This window comes from Yersinia alsatica (assembly GCF_902170305.1).
Classification (GTDB): domain Bacteria; phylum Pseudomonadota; class Gammaproteobacteria; order Enterobacterales; family Enterobacteriaceae; genus Yersinia; species Yersinia alsatica.
Genome location: NZ_CABHWW010000026.1, coordinates 16264 through 38795 on the forward strand (window position 1 = coordinate 16264; position 22532 = coordinate 38795).

Here is a 22532-nt window from a genome sequence, read left to right on the forward strand (position 1 = left end):
ATGGGCTAGCAGTGGGTTAGCTGTCCAAATCTTCCCACGTAGCATCGATGACCTTCCCAATGATGCGGCAGTCTTCATTGATTTCAGTCAAAGGCCACGCGGGATTTAGCGGTTTAAGGAAGTGATCACCAGCGTCCTCAACGTATTTCTTGAAGGTGGCTGCTTTTTTGTTCGTCAAATATGCGACACACAGGTCACCATCGTGAACTGCCCTATCAGGATCAACAAGAATGAGCATGCCTTCTGGGAAACTAACCCCTACAGGAGCCGTCATTGAGTCGCCTTTAACTTCCAGCCAAAATGCGTTATTCCCGGCTCTTTTAGTGGAGTCCACTAACCTGATGGCATCTCTTTCAGTGAATGACCCATCAATCTCGCTAAATGCTCCAGCCTGAACCCAACTAATCAATGGGTAACCATAAGCTGGAGTCGGATCCTTATAATTAGTTGTCTGTGCCGTTGCCCTTACATGTGCAAGCAGTGGCCCGATAGATGGATTAATTTCCTCCGGTGCTACATCAAGCAGCGCAGAGAATTTGAGGATATTTTCTGTGTTAAGAGAAGTCTTGCCATTAAGGAATTGGCTTATAGCTGCTTGAGTGCTAAAACCAAGTATTCCCGCCGCCTTTTCCTGGCTAAGTCCTAACTGGTCTTTTTTTCTATCCCAAATTTGCTTTAAGCGATCCGCAATTTTCAAGTCTTCTTCAGTAATTACATTTTTCTTTGCCATGCTCGCGACTTTATTCGTATTGCTAATAATTAACAAATAGTGCAGCTATTGCTTTTCTTAATCAGTAGCACTAATATTGTCGTATCTAGCAAATGGAGATAGATATGAATCTGAATGATTACCTAAAACAGAACGGCATTAGCCAAGCTGACTATGCGGTTGCTGCCGGTGTTACTCAGGGTTTTGTTAGTCAAGTTATTGCTGGTCGTTACAAACCAAAGGGACGCAAGGCCATTCAATGGTCAGAGGCAACCAATTGGGCGGTAACACCTCATGAATTAAACAGTGATGACTACCCGAACAAAACTGACGGGTTACCTACAAATCAACTTAACGCCGCTTAATCACCACCCGCTCATTAAATCCTCTGCGCTGAAAAGCGCCCATCAAAACTAAATCCCCAGACCATCGGGGAGGAACAACAACATCTAAATCACAAGGGAAGAGTACGCAATGGAACGTGCAACCACACGCAACAAGGCTCGAATCATTGAGAGCCAACTACTGAACAAGATTGCATTACGAGGCGTCACTGACATTGCTGACGCTGTAGGCGTGGATAAGTCACAGATATCACGCTGGAAAGAAAGCTTCATTCCGAAGATATCAATGCTTCTGGCTGTATTGGAATGGGGGGTAGTCGATGACGAGATGGCAAGGCTGGCTAAGTCAGTGGCGTTGTTGCTCGCAAAACAAAAATCCCCACGGCTAGGTGGGGACTCTGAACAATTCACTATGAACTTTTAACTGGATCAATTCACAGGAGTAATTATGAACGAGAAGCCAATACTTTTCAATGCTGAGATGGTCAACGCCATTCTCAGTGGTCGCAAGACGCAGACGCGCCGGATCATCAGTGAAAAGACTCTTCACCTGTTCGGCGTAGCCGCCAGCGCTGGTCAGTGTCATCCGATAGAGCTATGTGACCAACGCAGTCAATCCTACTACTTGGATTTTTGCCCACTTGGTAAGCCCGGCGATCAGTTATGGGTTCGAGAGGCGTTCGCTGCCGGGCTATGCACTGAATCAACGTTAGCTTACCGAGCAACTCACAAGACGGAAGACTTGGAAGAGGGCTGGGGCGAAACCATCAAATGGACGCCATCAATCCACATGCCGCGCTGGGCGTCCCGCATAAACCTGTTGATTACTGGCGTTCGTGTTGAGAGGTTGCAGGATATCAGTGATGCGGATGCCTCAGCGGAGGGATGCAAAATTTCATCAATGCAGTCTGGCGAATGCTTGTCAGATATGTTTGCTCGGCTCTGGAAGTCAATTTACGGAGACGAAAGCTGGCAGGCTAACCCATGGGTATGGGTAATTGAGTTTGAGCGCATGGAGGCCAAATGAATACAGCGGAGATACTTCAATTTCCCTCTGAATCAGGAGGGCAGGAGCGACGTGTGGTGGATACCGAAAACGGTTATACCCGTATCGCTAACGAACTACTTGAGGCGGTCATAGGCTCTGGGTTAACTCAGAATCAACTCCTGATCACTCTGGCGGTCATTCGCAAAACATACGGCTATAACAAATCGGCTGACTGGGTGGGGAATTCCCAGTTATCAGAACTAACTGGACTACCTGAAACGCGGTGCAGCACGGAACGCAATAAGCTCGTCAAAATGAACATCCTGACGATGACCGGCAGACAGGTGGGAATCAACAAGGAAATATCATCTTGGAAGACGAAGTTTAACGGTATCTGTAAACCATTTACTGAAACTGTAAAGTTTACAGAATCTGTAAAGAAAACCTTTACTGAATCAGTAAATCCGACTTTACAGAATCTGTTAAACACAAAAGACAATAATACAAAAGACAATAAAGACATTAAAAAGATATTACCCGAGCCAAAGAAATCCCCTTCCGAAAAGACATCGAAATCCACTCAGCGACCAGCAGGATTTTCCCCATCAGAAGCCCACACAGAAATGGCATATGAGATGGGCGTTAACCTGCAAAGCGAATTTGGGGCTTTTTGTGATTATCACGAGGCAAAAGGTTCAACATTCAAGAGTTGGGATGCCGCCCTTAGGACGTGGATCCGGAATGCCGCGAAGTTCAGCGGGAAATCAAACCGTGGCACCCAAGGCAAGAATCCAACAGCTCCGGCCCGTGCTACCGCCGATAACTTTTCAGCCAAGAACTACGGTGTGACTGACGCGCCGGGCTGGATGGAGGAATGATTATGCTTAGTTACGTAGAAGAGATTGCCAAGCTTGAAACCTCTCTGGAAAACATCAAGAAACCAGCGGCGGTTATCGAGGGAACGGTATTCGAATATCGCCAAGCCGTTTGTGATACCCATGGGGAATTTCAGCAGCTTGTTCGTTCCATGAAAGCTTTAGGCAGCTTGCAGACAAAAACATCCTGCCCGTCCTGCTTGATGGAAAAGCTTCAGTCACTGAAAGAAAAACAGGCTGGTGAGGATGTCCGAGTTAAACAGGCAAACATCAAGCGACTGATGGCAGACCTACAACTGCCAGACCGGTTCGCCAGTGCCACGCTGGAAAACTATCACCCCCAGAACGACGAGGCGGCTCGCTGTCTGCATGTTTGCAAAGCCTATGCGTCCAAGTGGAGAGAGCGCCTGAAGCAGGGCGGAGGAATGGTTATGACCGGTAAGCCGGGCACTGGTAAGAATCACCTTGCTTTGGCAATTGCAAAGCACGTCATCACCGAACACCAAAGCTCAGCACTGTTCACTACAGCTCTGCGGGTAGCCCGAAAATTTAAGTCATCATGGGGCAAGAACGCTGAAGTTACTGAGCAGGAAGTTATCGAGGCGTACACCAGTCCTGATCTGCTGATCATCGATGAAGTTGGTGTTCAGTTTGGGTCTGAGTCTGAAAAGTTAATCCTGTTTGAAATCATCAATACCCGCTACGAAAAAATGCGGCCAACCATCCTGATAAGCAACCTTCCGAAAGACGAACTCAGCGCCTTTATCGGTGAGCGAGTGATTGATCGGATGAATGATGGTGGCGGTTGTACGCTGGCGTTTACGTGGGATAGCTACCGGTCGAGGGCTGCATGATGGACATAACTAAATCGCAGTCTGACTTTGAAATTTGGTGGAACGCTCCAGAACAAACTGAATTGAGAGACAGTTTCGCAATGGGGTGGGGCTTTAGGATTTGGAAAGCGTCGCGAGAAAGCATCGAGGTGGAGTTGCCAGCACTGTTGCCTGAGGAAGGTTATTCAGATGGCGCAATGCATAACTTTTGCCGGAATGATTCTGTTAAAAAATGCGCCGGGGCCCTCCGCACTGCCGGTATTCGAATCAAGGGAGAGAGTGAATGAAAGTGGTGAGAAACATATTGCTTTGGGTTATTGGCATCTCTGGCTTTGTGTTGCTGTTAAATTTCGCGTCCGAATCAGACCGCAAAGACTGCGAAGATCGCCTAGCAAAAGAGCTGAACACTACAGCGGTATATATAAACAATCACTGCATGGTCAAAGGCTATGGGCGCGCAGATGGGAGGTAACACAATGAAAGCATTAGATAGTTTTACTGTAGAGAGACTGGAAGAGATTATTCGTAGTCGAGACTTTTATTGTCACGAAGATACCGTAGCCCTAGCCCGAATCGCGTTAGCTGCAAAGAGGGCTGAGCCTGATTCGTATTTCGTCATTACAAGCGCTGGTGTTTGGCAGGCTCGCTATAAAACCCGTTATGATGCCGAAAACCACATTAAGCCTTGGCATCGCGGCTATTGGATTAAGGAAATCTACACCACCCCACAGTTGAACTCTCCGGAGATACCGGATGGTTGGACAAGCAGCGGCCCTGCCAATGCAGCATTGGTGATGCTGGACAGAATTGACACGATTGACTCAGCTGATGATGACAGGATTGAGGATATTAAATTAATAATCAGGCAGCTAGCCGACGCGCCGGATGGCAATAATAAAAGGTAAAAATCCAATGAAAAAAATCGATTGGCCTTGCGTGGGCGGATACGAGTGTTGGAATAAGTATTTTAAATATGATCAAAATACAGGCGTGCTGATAAATAAAATATCGCGTAGCAGTAAAGCTCTCGCCGGCGCACCGTGCGGCTGCGTTAATAGCAGTGGTTATTTGCAGGCAATGATTTTAGGCAAGAATCGTATGATTCATAGGATTATATGGGAGATGAACAATGGGCCAATACCAGAAGGAATACAGGTTGATCATATTGATCACAACCGAACAAACAACCGGATAGAGAATATGCGCATAGTAACCCATCAACAGAATAACCAAAATAGAACAATACCAAAAAACAACACAAGTGGAGCATGCGGGGTAGGTTGGCGTCAGTCTGAAAAAAAGTGGTATGCAAAGATAACTGTCAATGGAAAGCCAAAACATCTTGGTAGATTTAAAGATGTTAATGATGCCATATCAGCCAGAAAAGCCGCTGAAGCTAAATATGGATTTCATCCTAATCATGGGGATATGCATATCTGCACATCGGTGGAGGATAATTGAAAAAGGAGGCCGCCAATGGATAAACAAATATTCTTTCTACGAAACGAGCAAGTAAGACGAAACCTGATAGCAGCAATAAACCAACTCCCCCTCGATGACCACCACCCCATAACAATCCGCATTACCGACTTTGACCGATCCCTACTGCAAAACAGCATGTTCCACGCATTGTGTGGTGACGTTGCTAAACAGGCTTTGTGGATGGAGAAAGAGCGCAATCTGGTTCAGTGGAAAACGTTATTCGTGTCGGGCCACGCAATGGCAACCGGCATGGGCGCGGAAGTGGTATCTGGTCTTGAAGGTGAATTCTGCAACATTAGAGAATCAACCGCCAAGATGGGCATTAAGCGCATGACTAGCCTGATTGAGTACAGCACAGCGTGGGCGGTCGGAAGTGGTGTGAAGCTGCGAGAGGTTCGCTACACCAATGATTATTTTGGGAGGGCAGCATGATTACTCTGATATTAGTCGCAACTTATTTCTGGATGGCTGGCGTTGTATCTGAATGGGCCCATGACATTAACGGCAGCAAAGAAACCGTCATGGGGTATGCAAAAGCTCTTGGTGTTGGCGTCACATGGCCTTACTGGATACTGCCGATATGGTGGAAGGCTTGGCGAAGATGAGTGATGCATTTTTTATATACAGTGTCATGGCTATTTATGTTTTAGGTTATGTTTCCAGATCCCTTGAGGAATCCAAAATAAGCTCACTCTGGGCAATGCCCATTGCTGCACTGTGGTTGCCGATATCTATTATAACCATGAGCATTCACTTTTATAGGTGGTGCCGCAGATGACACAACGAAGCAGTACCCAGATAGCCTTAGACAACCTAATCTTCCGCAAGACCTCTCGAACCAAGCCTAAACCCCAAATCCCCGCCAGCCAGATAAAAACGTATGACCACGTTTTCGTATTGCTGCGCGCCAAATTCGACAGAGTAAGGAGAACGCGATGAAAGACTATTCAGCAATGAGTGATTTCGAAATTAACACATTGGTAGCGGAAATTGTATTTGGGGAGATCCACCCCATGCAGTTGCAGGCGCTCGATTTTGGGGTACTCAGCTACTGCAAAAACATCGAGGACGCATGGCCGATTATCGCAGCGAACAGAATCAACGTGGAATGGCATGAGTACAAGGACGACACTTTTAAACCTTATGCCTTGTCCAATGAAACCATGATTGGTTGCTATGACGATAACCCACTCCGCGCCGCCATGATTGTGTTTCTGATGATGAAGGAGAAGGGTGATGACTGAACTCCCCCAATCAATCTGCGTGTATTGCTTCCTGATGCTTAACAAAGGCGAAACCTACGCTCATCAGAAATTCATTGATAAAGCAGCGAAGGAGGCCGCCGATGATAACCGGCAAGCCGAAGAATAAACCGGTAAAGCTAAAGAAGTGCAAAGTCTGCCCCACCAAGTTCACCCCATTCTCTTCCACTCAAAAAGCCTGCTCAATTCCATGCGCCAGAATCATTGCCAAGCAAGATGCTGACGCCAAGCAACAGGCGATAGACCGCAAGGCATGGCAAAAGCGAAAGGAGAGCCTCAAGACAGCATCCGATTGGAATAAAGAGGCACAGGTAGCAGTCAATAGATACGTGTTCTGGAGGGACTACGGCAAGCCCTGTATCGCATGTGGAAACGCATTAAATTACGGAGTAAGGGGTGGGGCTGTTGATGCCAGTCATTACCGGTCAAGAGGAACAGCATCACATCTCAGATTTAACCTTTTCAATATTCACGCTGGTTGCGTTCGCTGCAATCGGGAAATGTCCGGAAACCTCATTCCATTCAGACGAAATCTCATTATCAAGATAGGCATCGACCGAGTTGATCGCCTTGAAACAGATAACACCCCAAGAAAATTTGACATCCCATACCTGCAACGAGTGAAAGCGATATTCACCCGCCGGGCGAAGCATTACGAAAAACTACGCAAGAGATACCTGGAGGCCGCATAGATGAATCTTTCAGAAGCAATATCAATAGCCAGGGAAAGAAGAGATAAGCGCTTATCGGATGGCAAGTGCGATGACTACTCAGTTGTTCAATCTATTTCAGGCCTACGCATATACCGGAATGACAGCATTCTAAGCATGCACCGGATTGTGTACAGCACTGATAGAGACAGGCTAGGTGGAACGGTTAACACTGACGAGCAGAGGGCAGCATGAGCTTAGAATCAGCATCGAAATATTTCTTCTGTAAAACCCAATCATTCACTGATTCTTCTCGATGCACTGGCGACACTCTTACTGGCACAGATCACATGGGTGCCTTTGGAATGTGCCAGTCAAGAGCGGAGCTTGGCATTAAAGCTTTCTGGGGGAAGTTAGGGTTAAGCCAAGATGATGTTAAACGTGCAATTCAATTACTTACTAAATACGGAATGAAGCACTGCGATAAGGTTGCAGCCTTACGCAAGCTAGATACAAAGATTAAGGTGAAAGTAGTGCAAAAGCTCGCAACTTTCGCATACAAAGATTACTGCCGGAGTGCTTTAGGGGTAGAAGAATGCCCACGTTGCAAGGGCCGTAAATTTATCAGCACGAAAAAGGACGTAGTTAAACATCCTGGATGCGGTGAAATGACGCCAGCCAAGGTTAAAAATGAGGCTGTAGACGATATTTGTACTCATTGTAATGGCAAGGGACACCTTTCAGTTGCGTGTCGTGACTGTCGAGGTAGATGCGTTGCAGTTGACCAAAAAGAAACAGAAAAGCAAGGGGTGCCAGTTATACGGGACTGTAAGCGCTGTAATGGCTTGGGGTATGAGCGGATACCAGCGGCAGACGCGTTCAGGGCTATTTGTGCATTCACTGATTTAATCAGTGCGGCAACGTGGGATAAGACGATAAAGCCGTTTTATGACTCATTAATTCAGCAATTGCATGTTGAGGAAAGTCACGCAGAAAGAGCCCTTAAGGAGGTAACTAGATAGCTCACTAAAAAATAGTGCATTATTTTATCGCTAGCTATTTACTTTTCCGAAAGCTGGGGTTAGAGTTACTAACAGTGGGAATTTGTCCATTGTTGACAGGGTGGCAGGATTACGCGGCGGCGCTTGTTACCCATTTGATACCGCCGAGTTGGTCACTTCGCCTAAGGGCTGGAACTCCAACTAAGCAAGCTGAGAGGTTTGCAAATCAAAGAAGGCTCAGTTTAACGACTGGGCCTTTTTGCTTTTCTACATTCGCATGAGCATCACTGAATAACGGGTTCATATCCCAATCTATTCGGGCCGCTGCTGCAAGAAGTGGTTGGTGTTCAGCCGAATGTAATTCCATGAAAACATTAGCGTACGATTTTTAAGGCTCACTTCGGTGGGCCTTTTTTATTTAGCCCTCCGTCTACACCAATCAACCGCAAACACCCTTTAGCGAAAAGTGGAAACGGCGGAAGGGCTATTCCCTACACAACAGCATACGAACCCGACCAGCGGCGGGATTAATTTCCCCAATGGGGAGGCAGGATATGAAAATGCACAACTCCCCAGATGTATGGACGCTGATAGCTGCATGGGTTGCAGAGCACAGAGGTGAATTACTAAGTGCGTTGGTTGCTGCAATTATGGCTTTACTGCGCGGATGGTACGCGGGTGGTGGGCGAACTCAACGAATGCTTGATGCAGCGATGTGCTCAATCATCGCCTGGTTCCTAAAAGACATCTTTGTATTGCTCAGTATCGACCAAGGCTGGGCAATGGTGTCGAGTGTCTTTATTGGTTACCTCGGCACTGACTATATCGGATCGGTGCTTAAGCGCATCGTTGGCAACAAGACAGGGGCTGGCAATGCAAATCAGTGATAACGGAATAAACAAACTTAAGGCCGAAGAGGGTGAAAAGCTCATCGGCTATAAAGATACTCGCGGCATCCCCACTGTTGGAGTTGGACACACTGGCGTAGTTGATGGAAAGCCGGTCGCTGTTGGCATGGTCATCACCAAAAACAAATCATCTGAGTTGCTACGTTCTGACTTAACCTGGGTTGAAAAGTCCATCGCAACTAACGTGAAAGTCCCACTTACTCAGAACCAGTACGATGCGTTGTGTAGTCTGATATTCAACATTGGGCCGACAGCATTTTCTAATTCTACCGTGCTGAAACGCCTTAACGCTGGTGACTACAAGGGGGCTGCTGATGCATTCCTTATGTGGAAGAAAGCCGGTAATGACCCAGAGATATTGCTACCACGCCGCCAGCGAGAAAGGGCGCTGTTCCTATCATGAATCGGGTAACGGCAATACTCATTGCTGTGCTGATAGCCATCTTCACTGGGTTGGCCTGGTTAGCTTTTCACTACTACGGGCAATCGGTAGAGAAGGATAAAACCATCACTACAGTAACCGGTGAAAGGAATGAAGCTCAATTCACGCTAGGAAATTACACCACGACAGTTCGTCTATTCAACGATATCGCCAAGGCCAACGAGCATGAAAAAAACCGCATTAGCAATAATGGTGAGGTGCGAGCTGCTGCGATTAAAAAAGATATTGCAGGAGATGAGTGTGCTGTTCGGCTTGTTCCTACTGCCACTGCTGACCTCTTGCGGAAACACGCAAATCAAATACGTTCAGGTGCCACAGGTACCGATACCAGCAAGCTTACTTTCTGACTGCATCCCTCCAGAGATACCCGAGATATTAACGTGGGGTAATAGCCTATTACTGAATGACACTCTGCTGACGCTGATAGAGCAGTGCAACGCAGATAAGGCGAGTATTCGGCAAATCGAACAGTCACGCATTGAGAGCAAATAATGTCCTGGTATCAAGCTTGGCATATCAATTGGCAGAGATTCAGATACTGGCGTGAGCAGATAGGATTTGAGTCAGCTTATTCCAAACTAAAGAAAGAATTCCCCCCGACAAGGAATAGATAGCTTCTCTCGATGGAGGTGATCGCCTGTTTCACTGGGCCATTCTTGCTGACGGGTAAGCCGTAAGTGGTGTAGCAACTCTGTGAAGACGTGGCAAAGCTGCGAATAGATAAGCTCAAATTTGAGCACATCTTCAGATATCAAGCCTCACTTCGGTGGGGCTTTTTTGTAAGTGCAATATCTCCGCGCATTCACCGCGCATTTCAAACGAGAGTCTTTCAGAAAGCTGAGTCTGAGAATTGCCGCTATAAGGTGGCGACCTTCTCTCGGGCGGCATTCTGGTGAACAGGCTCATCTTTCTAAAAGGTAATCGCTATGAAGCACCTAATTAAAATCGCAAATGGTCAGCCTGTTGTAAGCAGCAAAGTTGTCGCTGATGAATTTGGTCGTGAGCATAAAAACCTCATGCAAAATCTGCGTTCACTTATTGATAGCGGCCATTTAGGTGAGCTTGATTTCAAGCCCTCCTCTTATACCGACAGACAGAACAAAAACCAACCATGTTATGAGTTGACAGAGCGCGGGTTTCTGATCGCCATGCCATTCATTGGTGGTGATAAAGCAAGAGATGGGCAGGTTCGTCTGGTTGATAGTTTTATTGCTTACCGGGAAAAAGCTAAATGTGAAGCGGCTATTCAAGCAGAGCGGGATTTAGCTAGGGTTGAATACCGACCAATGACCAATGCGATCAAGATCAGCAAAGAAGCGGAAGGGAAAGAGGCCGAACATTATCACTTCAGCAATGAAGCTAACCTGATAAACCGCATTGTGCTTGGCGCAACTTCTGCGAAGTTCAGGAAAGAGAATGAAATCGGAAAGGCTGAGGCGATTCGTGACTATCTGACTGCTGAGCAAATCCGGGCCATTACTGAGCTTCAGCGGGCAGATACGGTATTCATCAACATGGGATGGGACTTTGAAAAGCGTAAGTCTGAGCTGACCAGGATGTTTGAGAGAAATCACAAGGCTCCACTCATTGAAGAGCAGCACCGGTTGGCGGCCTGATAACTTGATGATTTATGGGTTACGTAAAAGTTTTACGCGACCCCTCATCTATGGGTGCCATGACCGGCTCAAAAATGAGCCCGTTGATAATAAAGACAAATTGAGAGCCACTTTCACAACGGCTCTCAATCATTACAGACATAAACCAGAAGAAGGAACAGAAGAATGCTAACGATTAAGTTTGTCTACAAAGAATCAGAAGAGCGAATCCACGAAGCGACAGAAGTCCGGTTATCGAAGAGCGGTAACCTGCACGTCACGCGCCCAGACAAGACAACTGATGTAGTTGAGCTGAGTCCCGGCACTACTGTCTACGTGGCTAATGAAGCAGGAAAGACGGTATCTCGATACTTTGGGCTAAGCAAAGTAGAACCGGAAACCGGCATTCAATTGCAATGTGCGTAATTTATAAAACTCTGCAAAAGGTACTCACAAGTGCCTTTGACAGAATCTTATAGATGTTTGCAATCATGTCGGTCTCACTATTACCGAGTGGGAGACTTTACCAACCAGCGGAATATTCTGTTATGGCTAATTCAGACACACAAATGAAGCGGCCATATCCGCCATTGTCATTCGTCAATGAGTTCAGGCCGCACATTGAATTAGTTCCCGCCACTGAAGTTCTTGAGTGGGTTAACAGCCAAATACTCAGTGACGAAGGTGAGCTACACAATCCCGACCACGGGCACTTAATTGACGCTGACATAAAAATTATGTGGGCATCATCTGCGTTTGAAAAGCAGGGTCGTACTGTTCTTGGTCAAGCTGAACAGGTAGCCATGAGAGCCGGTGGCTGGCAAAAGGCCCGAATGGAGCAGCAGATGTACGAATGGTTCGGTGATGTGCCGACATTCATCATCACCCTGGCTGCTGATTATTGCGCTCAATGTTCTGACCTTGAGTTCTGTGCACTGATAGAACATGAGCTTTATCACATCAGTCATGCAAAGGACGAATTCGGAGCACCCAAGTTCAACAAAGAAGGGCAGCCGGTATTGAAGCTGCGCGGACATGACGTTGAAGAATTTGTCGGTGTAGTTCGCAGATATGGTGCTAGCGTTGAAGTCCAAGAGATGATTGACGCAGCAAACAATAAACCAGAAGTAGGCAATCTAAATATAGCGAGAGCGTGCGGGACGTGCCTGCTGAAACTGGCCTGATTAGTTACATTACGTTAGTCATGGAGGATGCCAATGGCTGCACTAAAACCAGAGGTCAAAGCCTTCATAGTTCAAGCCTTGGCCTGCTATGACACACCATCGCAAGTGGTCGCGCAGGTGAAACAAGAATTCAGCCTCACGTTAACTCTTCAGCAGGTGTCGTCATACGACCCGACAAAGGCCATCGCGAAGAATCTGGGGCAGAAATGGGTAGACCTATTCAACTCGACTCGCTCCCGCTTTCAAACTGAAATATCCGATATCCCAATTGCCAATCGCGCTTATCGACTTAGGGCGCTCGACCGCATGGCTACAAAGGCTGAGACCATGAAAAACTTTGCTATGACAGCCCAACTAATGGAGCAGGCCGCGAAAGAGGTTGGCGATGCGTATACCAACCGCCAGAAGGTCGATCACACATCATCGGATGGCAGCATGGCAAGTAAGCCAACAATAATCAGATTGGTAGGGGTAGAGTCAAATAATGGAAAGCCAAGTTGACCTACCTATCCCCGCCAAGCTAGTCCCTGTATTTGCAACTGAAGGCGTCCGTTACCGTGGCGCTTATGGTGGACGCGGTTCTGCCAAGACACGCACATTCGCATTGATGAGCGCAGTGAAAGCGTATCAGGCAGCAGAACAGGGATTAAGTGGTGTAATACTCTGCGCCCGTGAATATATGAACTCTCTCGAAGAGTCATCTATGCAGGAAGTGAAACAGGCTATTCGTTCTGTTCCATGGCTTGATGATTATTTCGATATTGGCGAGAAGTACATTCGGACTAAAAACCGAAATGTGAGCTATGTATTCTGCGGCTTACGGCACAACCTTGACAGCATAAAATCTAAGGCCCGCATTCTGGTTGCATGGGTGGATGAAGCTGAATCTGTTTCTGATATTGCATGGAAGAAACTCAGGCCCACCGTTCGCGAAGCTGGCTCAGAGATATGGGTAACATGGAACCCAGAGAAAGACGGTAGCGCCACTGATAAGCGATTCAGGAAAACCCCTCCGAAAAACTCAATGATTGTCGAGATGAACTATGGCGATAACCCATGGTTCCCTGACGTGCTAGAAGAAGAACGACAGGATGACCTCGCCAGCATGGACTATGCGGATTACGCATGGATTTGGGAGGGGGCTTACCTTGAAAACTCTGATAAGCAGGTTCTGGCTAATAAATATGTCGTTCAAAGCTTCCCTGATGACTTGTGGGAGAAGTCAGAAAGACTGTTATTTGGTGCTGACTTCGGTTTCGCCAAAGACCCAAGCACGCTTATTCGTATGTTTATTCTCGATAGTAATTTATACATCGAATACGAGGCTTACGGTAACCACGTAGAACTCGACGATATGTGGAAATTCTACGCTGGGAAAGAAGATGCTAAGCCTAAACAAATAGAAGAATGGAAAGTTACAGACGAGGCTAAATTCCCCGGAATTCCTCAGTCGCGTAAATGGCCTATTAAAGCTGATAACTCACGACCAGAGACAATAAGCCATATCAAAGCGCAGGGGTTCAATATTGCCTCTGCTCAGAAGTGGCCCGGCAGTGTTGAGGACGGTATCACCTGCCTTCGCGGGTTCAAGCAGATAATCATTCATCCGCGCTGTAAAGAAACAGCCAAAGAAGCCAGGCTATATTCTTACAAGACCGACCGGACTACTGGCGAAGTGTTACCGGTTATCGAGGATAAGAACAACCACTGCTGGGATGGCGTTCGTTATGGATTGGACGGCTATATAAAACACAAACCGCAGTCTATGGGCATGATGATTCCGAAGCGACTAATGGGTAGATAAACTGAAAATGAGGTGTAACTCAATTCCCGCTTGCGGGTTAGATGGGTAGAGTAATGCATTAACCAGTTTATCTGGCAGGGCAGGCATGATGATAATGCTGAACCTGAGTACTGGTTCGAGTCCAGTCACCTCACCAATCCAATAAGGTCGCTTGGGCGGCCTTTTTTATTGCCTGAAAAACAGGAAAGAACATGAAAGATGTGAAGTTTGCCTTCGATAAGGCGAGCCTATGGAAATATTAGCCTTCCTATGTCTTGCTGCATTTGTGGTTGTAATTTTTGCTATCAACAATGATCGATCTGATCCAATGTGTTGCCATCATTGCGGATTGCGCATAACTACACCATCCACCAAGTCTTGCAGTGGTTGCAGACCAACGAAAAGTTTTACGCCTGCAAATGGCCCTAAAATCCCACCAATGGATAAGGCCGGGCGAAACCCGCCGCCACCGAAATCATTTATGAAGCCGCCACCCACTCCTGAACCACCACCGAAGAAACCTTAATGGGTACAGCATGACAGACAAATTACAGCTTGCTGTTAACCATGCATTGCAGATTAACAGCGCAATCAGTGAGTCAGCTATAGCTCGCGCTCGCATGGGCCTGCTCAATACCGGCATGGGGCTTGACGCTAAACGTGCTAACGCATGGTGCGAGTACGGATTCAAAGAGGAATTGACCTTTGACGACCTGTACAAACTCTATCGCCGTGGTGGTATCGCCCATGGTGCGGTAAATAAGCTTGTTGGCACATGCTGGCTGAGTAATCCAGAAATTATCGAAGGTGAGGAAAAGGATGAATCAGGCACTGTAACTCCGTGGGAAAAAAGCCTTAAATCAGTCTTCACAAATCGGCTATGGCAACAATTCGCTGATGCTGACATGCGGCGCTTGGTTGGGCGCTATTCTGGGATTTTGCTTCATGTTAGAGATAGTGGTGCGTGGAATACGAAAGTAGTCAAAGGACGCGGATTAGAGAAAATAACGCCTGTATGGGCTGGCTCATTAGTTCCGGCTGAGTGGGATACTGACCTGAATTCCACCTCATACGGTAATCCGAAGATGTGGCAATACACCGAAATGCTCCCTAACGGGTCGAGTCGGCGTGTGAGAATTCACCCTGACCGCGTTTTCATCTTGGGTGATTATAGTCGTGACGCTATCGGCTTCCTTGAGCCTGCATATAACGCCTTTGTTAGTTTAGAAAAGGTTGAGGGCGGATCTGGTGAGTCATTCCTCAAGAACGCCGCTAGGCAGCTTAATATCAACTTTGAAAAAGAAATAGATTTTAGCAATCTTGCTTCTCTTTATGGCGTTAGCGTTGATGAGCTCCAAGGTAAGTTCAATGAAGTAGCAGTTGAGGTAAACCGAGGAAATGACACCACACTGACAACTCAAGGTGCTAGCGTTACTCCACTTGTATCCGCAGTGGCCGATCCCGAACCAACTTATAACGTTAACCTGCAAACCGTCTCATCTGGTGTTGATATCCCTGCGCGAATTTTGGCTATGTCACAAACCGGTGAGCGAGCCAGTACAGAAGATAATCGTTACTTCAACACTCGATGCCAATCCCGCCGTAATCGCGAACTGTCATTTGATATAGAGGATTTCTGCAACAAGTTAATCGACCTTGGCATCATTAATTCAGTTTCAATGAAAACGGTTATCTGGGATGAGCTGAATGAGCAAACAGCATCTGAGAAGCTAGATAGTGCTGTGAAGATGTCGCAAATCAACAGCTCGTCAATGGCAACTGGTGAGGCGGTATTTAGTGGTGAGGAGATTCGTGTTGCGGCAGGTTACGAGCCGGATGGTATTGAGCCACTAGGAGAGAATGCCGATGGCGACGAAACAGAAACCGGCGATAATACCGAAGAATAAGAGTGACCCGACCGGACTTAATGCGTTAGAGAGAAAGGCGATGGCTGATTTTGCCAGGCGGCTAAAGAAGGTTCAGAAAGCATACACCGAAGCACTTGATAGATTCCCCGCCTCACCCGTAGTCAACCGCAGATATGAATACCAACTCGACCCGCTAATGCTGAACCTCATCCTGAATGATGCGAGCGTTCTCGTCGATGCTGTTCTATTGGAAGGCGGGCAAAACTATCTGTGGTTTTCTGAGGATTATGTCGAGCCTGCTGCGATACGAGGCACAAATCAGGCTTACGTCAACCTTAGCCAGCAATCAGCAACCTACGCAGCCAGTCGCGAATCTCTGCAAGCCATCCTCTTGAGCACTCCGTATCAGCGCCGCATGGCCCTGACTTATGCGCGAGTATTTGAAGAAATGAAGGGGTTCACAGCTAAAACCAAGCAGCAAATGGCGAGAGTGCTCACTGATGGAATAGGGCGAGGACTTAATCCGAAAGAGGTTAGCCGTAACCTGCGTGACCAAATAGGTATTGAAACGCGGCGAGCTAATCGTATAGCGCAGACCGAAATACCCGGCGCATTAAGGCGGGCAAGGTGGGAAGAGGCGGAAGATGCGCAGAGCCTTGGGCTGAAAACGATGCTCGTTCATATCTCTGCATTATTGCCTACCACGCGTAGGACGCATGCAGTTCGTCACTCACATCTGTACACCGTCGAAGATGTTCGCGACTGGTACTCCATTAACGGTAACTCAATCAACTGCCATTGCAGCCAGGTTGAAACGCTAGTTGACGACAAAGGTAAGCCGTTAGCCCCTTCAATTATTGAAAAGCTCAAAGAGGAACGCAAAAAAATGGCTGAACGAGGCTATCCGTGGGCTGAGGAATAAATCATGTCAAATCAAGTTAACGTAACGGTGCAGGTTAATAACGCGTCTATACGTCGAGAAACTTATAACGGCAGGGATCATATTGTTATTCCAAGTTACACGCTCCCTGCAAATGTAATCATGAACAAAGAGTTCTATCCAGAAAGCGAAATCAGCGCTCACTATCAAGGGTTGGAAGGAACTCTTGCGCCACTAGGTCACCCCACAGTCAACGGTCAGCACGTATCTGCATTCTCCCCTGAAGGCATAAATATCGGGCATATCGGCGCATTTAACAGGAACGTGAAAAAGTCAGGAAATCGCGTATTCGTGGAAAAGTGGGTTGATATCGAAGTTGCTAATCGTACTGAAGGTGGGCGCGAACTACTGGCGCGAGTCGCACAGATTGAGCGTGGGGAAGATGTGCCACCGATTCATACAAGCGTGGCGGTATTCAGAGAAAGGAGTGAAGCGCCAGATGACCTCAAGGCTCAAGGTGCGGATTGGATAGTGAAAATTCACGCAATGGATCACGACGCAATCCTGCTGCATGAAGTCGGGGCTGCAACGCCAGAGCAAGGTGTTGGCCTCATGGTTAACGCTGACCTTGCAACTCCGTTGCAGGCTAATTCTGGTGCACTGATTGGCGAGTCTTTTCGTGAGCGTGAGCGCCGGTTAGAGAAAGCCGCAAAGGACAGGTTTGCACCTGGAGATAACGACTACGCATGGATTGCCGACTTCACGGATTCTCAGGTAGTCATCATCAAGAACGGCGGTGACGCGCAAGTCTACGGCTACAAATCTGAAGGTGGGAAAATTACTTTTTCCGACACAGGAACAGCGGTAACCCGTCAAGAGTCATGGGTTTCCATCATCGCAAACAAAGTTAAATCCCTTTTTACTCCGCAGGATTCACCTGCAACCAATAGCAATAATACGGAGGGCGACATGCCTTTAACCAAAGAAGAAATGGAACAAATCGGCAGCATGATTGGTGAGGCTGTGGCTACCAATACAGAAAAGGCGTTGAAGCCACTTTCTGACAAGGTTGATGCGCTACAAGCTAACCAAAAAACGCTATCAGACACACTGACTGCTAACTCACGCGCCGAAGAAGTAACTAAGCGCTCAGAAGTGGCGAAAATTCATGGTGAAATTGTGGCTAACGCACTGTCCGGCGAAGCGCTGGATGCAATGTTTAAGTCGCTTGGCAAAGCAGCCCCGCTGGGTACCAACTCAGCACAAACTCAGGTGGAAACCGGAGCGCCAGATCCAGCAACCCATTTCGGAGGTGCTAAATAATGTCTCGTTATCGTCGCGTTAATATTGACGGTGATTCCCTGTTCAAAACGGAAACCCGTAAAACCGCCGCCGCACTTTACCCTGGCACTCTTGTTGTGATCAACGGTAGCAAACTGTTTGCACAGGCTACTACTCCAGTTGGCCGCATGTACGTGCTGGATAATGCATACCATGAAGGTCTGGGCATCACTGATCAGATCCCTTCCGGCCACTCCGCAATTGGTAACTACCTGGAAGAAGGTCGCGAGTTTGCTGTGCGTGTTGCGGCCGGCACCTACACCAAAGACCAACCGATTACCGTTGTTGCAGGCTTGGCAGCTGCTGTTCCCGCCGCTGCTGGGACATACAAAATTATTGGCTATTGCCAAGATGCCGTTGTAACTGCGGCAGTTGATTTTATCCGCATCCGCGTTCGCGCTGACAGCGTAACTGTATCCTAAGGAGAATCAGATGTATTTTGATGCTAATACGCTGGCTACGAATAGCCGCCTGCGCGGTCACTGGAATGAATTGTGGGCGAACCGCAATATGTTCGATGCGCAACACCGTGGCATGGTTGCCGCTAACCAGAGCTTAATGACGCCTGAAATGCTGGCTGCAAACGCACTGCTTGGCGATGGCTTGGGCCGCGACTTTTGGGCTGAAATCGACCGTCAAATTATTCAGTTACGTGACCAGGAAACCGGTATGGAAATCGTCACTGATCTGATGGGTATCCAGACCGTTCTCCCTATTGGGAAAACCGCAAAACTGTATAACATGGTTGGTGATATTGCTGATGATGTGTCTATCAGCCTGGACGGGCAACCGCCATATTCATTCGACCACACCGAATACTCTAGTGATGGTGACCCGATCCCGGTGTTCACTGCTGGTTATGGTGTTAACTGGCGTTTAGCTGCTGGGCTAAATACCGTTGGTATTGATTTGGTACTCGACTCTCAAGCGGCAAAACTGCGCAAGTTTAACAAGCGCATCGTCTCCTATGTTCTGGACGGTGATAGCACTATTCAGGTGCAGAACTATCCGGCGCAGGGTATGCGCAACCACCGCAACACCATTAAGCTGAACCTTGGCGCAGGATCTGGCGGTGCAAACATTGACCTGACCACTGCCGCACAAGCTGATATTGCTGCGTTCTTCACGTCTGGCGCATTCGGTCAAACCGCGCGCAATAACTTCGTTGAAGCCTACGACGTCCTGTGGGTATCTCCGCATATTTGGGCCAACTTGATGAGGCCTGCAACGGTAACCATCGGCGGCAACACTCTGCTGTCAGGCGGTACTGTTCTAAGCGTTATCACTGGTTTCATTCCAGCGCGTGAAGTTCGTCAGACCTTCGCATTGTCAGGCAATGAGTTTATTGCTTATCAACGTCGTCAGGATGTCATTTCGCCTCTGGTTGGTATGGCTACAGGTGTTGTTCCTCTGCCGCGCCCTATGCCGCAGTCAAACTGGAACTTCCAGATCATGGCAGCTATGGGCTTGCAGATTAAGCGAGATAGTGAGGGCAAGTCAGGCGTGCTTTACGGCGCTAATCTGGCTTAAGGAGTTGCGATGGCTAAGTATGAAGTTATTCGCCCTTGGAATGGGGTTAAGCATGGCGATGTGGTGGATTTGGATACGCTACATCCGGCGCTTGAAGCTAACGTCCGTCCACTGTCAGGTGAGGCTTTAGGTGACTTGACTCCAGCAACTCCAGAAGCGACATCTGGCAAACGAAAGCAACCGAAAAATGAAGTAACCAAATAAGCCGCCATATTTGAGCGGCTTTTTTAATGCCCTCTTCGGAGGGTTTTTATTCTGGAGTGAGTCATGGTGACCATCGAGCAGGCCAAACAGTATCTGGAGACGGTTGGTATAACTCTTCCAGACTTCATTTTACAGGCGCTTATTGAGCAGGTTAATAGCATTCAGGAATGCCTGGATGAACATTACCCAGCATCAACAGCGCTGCTTATTCAGCTCTATCTGCTCGGATTGATGGGGCTGGGGCAGGGTGATAAGTACATTAGCTCTCAAACAGCCCCGTCTGGTGCGTCGCGCTCGTTTCGGTATCAATCATTCACTGACCGCTGGAATGGCTCTCTCTCATTACTGAGGGGTCTTGATAAGCATGGTTGTGCCGCTGCGATAACGCCACCTAACCCAAACAATGCAGCCTTTGCTGGCATTTGGATTGGCAAGGGCGGCTGCATGTGCACTGGAGGTGATTGATGATTGAAGCAAAAAAACTCGCTGACTTGATGAATATGATGTTCAAGTCTGACCCCATAGCTGTTGACTCAATTATTTCGAACCGAGTCATTGTTGACGAGGTTATGGCATCTTCAGACTGTCCGATTATGTTAGGCCGAGACTCTGACGGAGTTTTAACAGTCGGCACAGTCGGAATACTTAATGGATTGGCAGCGCCTGGCACTGGATATCTGGCAGCAATTTATGGCGATGACAAAAAGCTTTCTGGATTCACAGTTGTTGGCTGTAAAGAGTGTGATCCATACCAGTATGAGCAGTACCACTTATGAGCAGCGCCGCAGACTGGAGTTATACGGCTAAAGCCACTGTTTGGAAGAAGGATGGCCCGCCCGATGAGTACGGTAAACAGGCTTGGCTTCCTCCCATTCAGATTATGTGCGATTACGGCGGTGATGCTACGGCGAAACTGGGTGATATCGGTCTGGAGTTCGTTATCAAAAACACGCACTGGACTGAGTACGCTGACGCCGAGCGGGGCGACTATATCCTGATTGGCGATTCGGTAGCGACTGACCCAACCAAGGTGGATGGCGCGGATGAGGTGAAGCATATCATTCGTTATGCCGACACATTCGAGCGCATTGCAGACGACTACGCAATTATCACTGGAGTATGACATGGGCGCGAAGGTTAAAGGCATCAGAGAGGCAAAGGCCAATCTGGATAGGCTGATAGGGGATATTCAAGGCCGGAAAGCTGTCAGGGCAATCACCAAGGCAATAATTATCGGAGCGTCACAAGCTGCACTCTATACCCCCATCGATACATCAACACTTATCAATTCTCAGTTTCGTGACATCAACGTGAACGGCACCAGACTGACAGGGCGTGTGGGGTACTCGGCAAATTACGCCATGTATGTTCACGACCCGAATGTTAAGCAGGTATTCCGCAGGGCCACGGCTGAGAAAGAGTTTCTTACGAAAGGTTTCGCGGATAGTAAACAAGCCATTGAAAAGGCGATTATGGAGGAAATGAAGCTATGACTCCATTAATGCACAGGCGCGTCCGGGATTACTTTGTCGATGCTGGGTTAACTACTGGCTTCACTACTCAAATGCTCAAGTGGCGTGACACTGGCAAGCTGACTGAACAATTCATTGTCTTCCGGCCCAATGGCGGTAGCTCAATTCGTAACGACCTTGGCAGTGAGTATTACGTCCTAGTTGATGTAATTGGCGCGGTTAACGAGGACGAAGCGGCGGACAATGCAGTACAGGTGATAATTGCGCACGTTCAGGCTAATCCAAATCCAAATGACTGCATTGGCTACATTGAAAACCTCGGCAGTATCCCATCTCCCGTTACCACCACTGAAGGACGTCTGGTTTACAGACTTCAATTCGCAATTAAATACGGCGACTAAGCCGAACTAATAGAGGTAAAAAATATGCAAGGTTGCCAAAATGATTACGGCAAGCTGGTTGGTCGTGTCGCCGTTTTACGGATGGCGTTTGGTTGCCCAGAAACACCACCATTAGCGGCTGATTGGAAGCGCATGGGTGCGCTGACTACCAAGGGGCTCGACTACTCAATGAATACCATCTCTTCAGATGCAGATGATTCTAAGGGGCTAGTTGAGAACCTAGTCACTAATATGGATTTGACCATTTCAGGCGAGGGTGAGTGGCGTAAACGGGCTAAAGCAACTGAGATTGGCCCGGTAAGTATGTCTAAATACCTGTTCACTGAGGTGCAGGCAGGGCGTCAGCCGGGGGTTTGGGTTCGCTTTGATTTCCTCGGCGTGGATGATGGCACCTATATTCAGGGTTACTTCAATACCACGTCGTGGAGTTCAGACTTTGGCTCTTCTGACTTCGCTACTTACTCCGGTGAATGGAAAGTTGCTGATGCGGATTCTGTCACTTTCGTTGATGGCTCGGCGATCCCAGTAGCTAGCGTAACAGTTGCTCCTGCAACTAGCACTGGTGCAGTTGCCGCAACAGTTCAACTTACCGCCACTGTCCTGCCTGCGGACGCTACTGATAAAACTGGTGTATGGACAACCTCTGACGCAACCAAGGCAACGGTTAGCTCAACGGGTTTGGTCACCCGCGTTGCAGTCGGCACAGCGACAATTACATTCACCACGAATGATGGCGCTAAAACCGGAACGAGTAATATCACTATTACCGCGTAATTATCA

37 protein-coding genes and 1 tRNA gene are annotated in these 22532 nt (G+C 47.8%); 36 read left to right on the top strand and 2 right to left on the bottom strand.

Translation table 11 applies throughout. The features are described 5' to 3' along the window. Positions 1–16 precede the first annotated feature (16 nt). Positions 17–730 (bottom strand): LexA family protein, encoded by a 714-nt coding sequence (locus FTA96_RS14165; RefSeq protein WP_057631539.1) that lies wholly within the window; start codon positions 728–730, stop codon positions 17–19. A gap of 104 nt (positions 731–834) precedes the next feature. Here FTA96_RS14165 and FTA96_RS14170 point away from each other — a divergent pair, with 104 nt between their 5' ends. From FTA96_RS14170 to FTA96_RS23285, 24 genes are all read left to right on the top strand, one after another. Beyond that, entirely contained in the window at positions 835–1074 is a 240-nt protein-coding gene (locus tag FTA96_RS14170) for a helix-turn-helix domain-containing protein (protein WP_057631540.1), read from the top strand. A gap of 109 nt (positions 1075–1183) precedes the next feature. Continuing rightward, entirely contained in the window at positions 1184–1477 is a 294-nt protein-coding gene (locus FTA96_RS14175; RefSeq protein WP_050296274.1) for a CII family transcriptional regulator, read from the top strand. Positions 1478–1501: 24 nt separating this feature from the next. Beyond that, entirely contained in the window at positions 1502–2080 is a 579-nt protein-coding gene (locus tag FTA96_RS14180; RefSeq protein WP_145574127.1) for an ASCH domain-containing protein, read from the top strand. Continuing rightward, positions 2077–2919 carry a replication protein gene (locus tag FTA96_RS14185; protein ID WP_145574130.1) on the top strand — a complete coding sequence of 281 codons (843 nt, stop codon included), beginning with the start codon at positions 2077–2079 and terminating at the stop codon, positions 2917–2919. Before FTA96_RS14180 ends, FTA96_RS14185 begins: the two co-directional genes overlap by 4 nt. Further along, the gene (locus FTA96_RS14190) at positions 2916–3770 is read left to right on the top strand and encodes an ATP-binding protein (protein ID WP_050158267.1); all 855 of its coding nucleotides are present in this window, start codon (positions 2916–2918) and stop codon (positions 3768–3770) included. Before FTA96_RS14185 ends, FTA96_RS14190 begins: the two co-directional genes overlap by 4 nt. Next, positions 3767–4036, top strand: a complete 270-nt coding sequence (locus FTA96_RS14195) for a hypothetical protein (protein WP_145574131.1) — start codon at positions 3767–3769, stop codon at positions 4034–4036. The genes FTA96_RS14190 and FTA96_RS14195 overlap by 4 nt, the downstream gene beginning before the upstream one ends. 189 nt (positions 4037–4225) lie before the next feature. Then, positions 4226–4654 (top strand): hypothetical protein, encoded by a 429-nt coding sequence (locus FTA96_RS14200; RefSeq protein WP_145574133.1) that lies wholly within the window; start codon positions 4226–4228, stop codon positions 4652–4654. A gap of 7 nt (positions 4655–4661) precedes the next feature. Beyond that, the gene (locus FTA96_RS14205; protein WP_145574135.1) at positions 4662–5210 is read left to right on the top strand and encodes an HNH endonuclease signature motif containing protein; all 549 of its coding nucleotides are present in this window, start codon (positions 4662–4664) and stop codon (positions 5208–5210) included. Between the two features lie 15 nt (positions 5211–5225). Continuing rightward, positions 5226–5663: a recombination protein NinB gene (locus tag FTA96_RS14210; RefSeq protein WP_071704709.1), complete on the top strand. Its 438-nt coding sequence runs from the start codon at positions 5226–5228 to the stop codon at positions 5661–5663. Continuing rightward, entirely contained in the window at positions 5660–5836 is a 177-nt protein-coding gene (locus FTA96_RS23280) for a hypothetical protein (RefSeq protein ID WP_186372879.1), read from the top strand. Before FTA96_RS14210 ends, FTA96_RS23280 begins: the two co-directional genes overlap by 4 nt. 330 nt (positions 5837–6166) lie before the next feature. Beyond that, positions 6167–6475 carry a phage protein NinX family protein gene (locus FTA96_RS14220; RefSeq protein ID WP_145574139.1) on the top strand — a complete coding sequence of 103 codons (309 nt, stop codon included), beginning with the start codon at positions 6167–6169 and terminating at the stop codon, positions 6473–6475. Continuing rightward, positions 6468–6602, top strand: coding sequence for a hypothetical protein (locus FTA96_RS23715; protein ID WP_261172629.1), 135 nt, complete (start codon positions 6468–6470; stop codon positions 6600–6602). The genes FTA96_RS14220 and FTA96_RS23715 overlap by 8 nt, the downstream gene beginning before the upstream one ends. After that, positions 6577–7185 carry a recombination protein NinG gene (locus tag FTA96_RS14225; RefSeq protein ID WP_145574141.1) on the top strand — a complete coding sequence of 203 codons (609 nt, stop codon included), beginning with the start codon at positions 6577–6579 and terminating at the stop codon, positions 7183–7185. The genes FTA96_RS23715 and FTA96_RS14225 overlap by 26 nt, the downstream gene beginning before the upstream one ends. A 209-nt stretch (positions 7186–7394) precedes the next feature. Next, on the top strand, positions 7395–8165 hold the full coding sequence (locus FTA96_RS14230; RefSeq protein WP_145574143.1) for an antitermination protein Q: 771 nt from the start codon (positions 7395–7397) through the stop codon (positions 8163–8165). A 533-nt stretch (positions 8166–8698) separates the two neighbouring features. Then, positions 8699–9031 (top strand): phage holin, lambda family, encoded by a 333-nt coding sequence (locus FTA96_RS14235; RefSeq protein WP_050162858.1) that lies wholly within the window; start codon positions 8699–8701, stop codon positions 9029–9031. Next, a complete protein-coding gene (locus tag FTA96_RS14240; RefSeq protein WP_145574384.1) occupies positions 9018–9455 on the top strand; it encodes a lysozyme in 438 nt (145 codons plus the stop codon). Before FTA96_RS14235 ends, FTA96_RS14240 begins: the two co-directional genes overlap by 14 nt. Next, the gene (locus tag FTA96_RS14245) at positions 9452–9841 is read left to right on the top strand and encodes an exotoxin (protein ID WP_145574145.1); all 390 of its coding nucleotides are present in this window, start codon (positions 9452–9454) and stop codon (positions 9839–9841) included. Before FTA96_RS14240 ends, FTA96_RS14245 begins: the two co-directional genes overlap by 4 nt. Next, entirely contained in the window at positions 9729–9986 is a 258-nt protein-coding gene (gene lysC / locus FTA96_RS23855) for an Rz1-like lysis system protein LysC (protein WP_145574147.1), read from the top strand. Before FTA96_RS14245 ends, lysC begins: the two co-directional genes overlap by 113 nt. Before the next feature lie 434 nt (positions 9987–10420). Further along, positions 10421–11110: a Rha family transcriptional regulator gene (locus FTA96_RS14255; protein ID WP_145574149.1), complete on the top strand. Its 690-nt coding sequence runs from the start codon at positions 10421–10423 to the stop codon at positions 11108–11110. Positions 11111–11275: 165 nt separating this feature from the next. Then, on the top strand, positions 11276–11515 hold the full coding sequence (locus tag FTA96_RS14260) for a hypothetical protein (protein ID WP_145574151.1): 240 nt from the start codon (positions 11276–11278) through the stop codon (positions 11513–11515). A 122-nt stretch (positions 11516–11637) separates the two neighbouring features. After that, the gene (locus tag FTA96_RS14265; protein WP_145574153.1) at positions 11638–12273 is read left to right on the top strand and encodes a putative metallopeptidase; all 636 of its coding nucleotides are present in this window, start codon (positions 11638–11640) and stop codon (positions 12271–12273) included. A 33-nt stretch (positions 12274–12306) separates the two neighbouring features. Continuing rightward, complete coding sequence (locus FTA96_RS14270; protein ID WP_057631145.1) at positions 12307–12774, top strand: DUF2280 domain-containing protein; 468 nt, start codon at positions 12307–12309, stop codon at positions 12772–12774. Then, entirely contained in the window at positions 12758–14077 is a 1320-nt protein-coding gene (locus FTA96_RS14275; RefSeq protein WP_050127184.1) for a PBSX family phage terminase large subunit, read from the top strand. The genes FTA96_RS14270 and FTA96_RS14275 overlap by 17 nt, the downstream gene beginning before the upstream one ends. A gap of 8 nt (positions 14078–14085) precedes the next feature. After that, positions 14086–14211, top strand: a tRNA-OTHER gene (locus FTA96_RS23285). A 184-nt stretch (positions 14212–14395) separates the two neighbouring features. On the opposite strand, the gene FTA96_RS23290 is transcribed toward FTA96_RS23285, so the two are convergent. Continuing rightward, a complete protein-coding gene (locus FTA96_RS23290) occupies positions 14396–14554 on the bottom strand; it encodes a hypothetical protein (RefSeq protein WP_154582097.1) in 159 nt (52 codons plus the stop codon). Between the two features lie 38 nt (positions 14555–14592). Between FTA96_RS23290 and FTA96_RS14280 the strand changes: the two genes are divergently transcribed. The 12 genes from FTA96_RS14280 to FTA96_RS14335 all read left to right on the top strand — a co-directional run bounded on the left by FTA96_RS14280 (position 14593) and on the right by FTA96_RS14335 (position 22526). Continuing rightward, positions 14593–15963 (top strand): anti-CBASS protein Acb1 family protein, encoded by a 1371-nt coding sequence (locus FTA96_RS14280; RefSeq protein WP_145574155.1) that lies wholly within the window; start codon positions 14593–14595, stop codon positions 15961–15963. Next, entirely contained in the window at positions 15923–16846 is a 924-nt protein-coding gene (locus tag FTA96_RS14285) for a phage minor head protein (protein ID WP_057631147.1), read from the top strand. Before FTA96_RS14280 ends, FTA96_RS14285 begins: the two co-directional genes overlap by 41 nt. A 3-nt stretch (positions 16847–16849) precedes the next feature. Next, positions 16850–18127, top strand: coding sequence for a hypothetical protein (locus FTA96_RS14290; protein WP_057631148.1), 1278 nt, complete (start codon positions 16850–16852; stop codon positions 18125–18127). Continuing rightward, positions 18127–18567 (top strand): hypothetical protein, encoded by a 441-nt coding sequence (locus FTA96_RS14295; RefSeq protein ID WP_057631149.1) that lies wholly within the window; start codon positions 18127–18129, stop codon positions 18565–18567. The genes FTA96_RS14290 and FTA96_RS14295 overlap by 1 nt, the downstream gene beginning before the upstream one ends. Before the next feature lie 10 nt (positions 18568–18577). Next, entirely contained in the window at positions 18578–19675 is a 1098-nt protein-coding gene (locus tag FTA96_RS14300) for a major capsid protein (protein ID WP_145574157.1), read from the top strand. 9 nt (positions 19676–19684) lie between these two features. Then, positions 19685–19879 carry a glycoprotein gene (locus FTA96_RS14305; protein WP_145574158.1) on the top strand — a complete coding sequence of 65 codons (195 nt, stop codon included), beginning with the start codon at positions 19685–19687 and terminating at the stop codon, positions 19877–19879. A gap of 63 nt (positions 19880–19942) precedes the next feature. Then, on the top strand, positions 19943–20344 hold the full coding sequence (locus FTA96_RS14310) for a DUF7370 family protein (protein WP_145574160.1): 402 nt from the start codon (positions 19943–19945) through the stop codon (positions 20342–20344). After that, positions 20344–20655 carry a hypothetical protein gene (locus FTA96_RS14315; protein ID WP_145574162.1) on the top strand — a complete coding sequence of 104 codons (312 nt, stop codon included), beginning with the start codon at positions 20344–20346 and terminating at the stop codon, positions 20653–20655. The genes FTA96_RS14310 and FTA96_RS14315 overlap by 1 nt, the downstream gene beginning before the upstream one ends. After that, a complete protein-coding gene (locus tag FTA96_RS14320) occupies positions 20652–21002 on the top strand; it encodes a hypothetical protein (protein ID WP_145574165.1) in 351 nt (116 codons plus the stop codon). The genes FTA96_RS14315 and FTA96_RS14320 overlap by 4 nt, the downstream gene beginning before the upstream one ends. Position 21003: 1 nt before the next feature. Further along, a complete protein-coding gene (locus FTA96_RS14325; protein ID WP_145574167.1) occupies positions 21004–21372 on the top strand; it encodes an HK97 gp10 family phage protein in 369 nt (122 codons plus the stop codon). Continuing rightward, complete coding sequence (locus tag FTA96_RS14330) at positions 21369–21752, top strand: phage tail termination protein (RefSeq protein WP_145574169.1); 384 nt, start codon at positions 21369–21371, stop codon at positions 21750–21752. The genes FTA96_RS14325 and FTA96_RS14330 overlap by 4 nt, the downstream gene beginning before the upstream one ends. A 24-nt stretch (positions 21753–21776) precedes the next feature. Continuing rightward, positions 21777–22526, top strand: coding sequence for an Ig-like domain-containing protein (locus FTA96_RS14335; RefSeq protein WP_145574171.1), 750 nt, complete (start codon positions 21777–21779; stop codon positions 22524–22526). Positions 22527–22532: the final 6 nt, after the last annotated feature.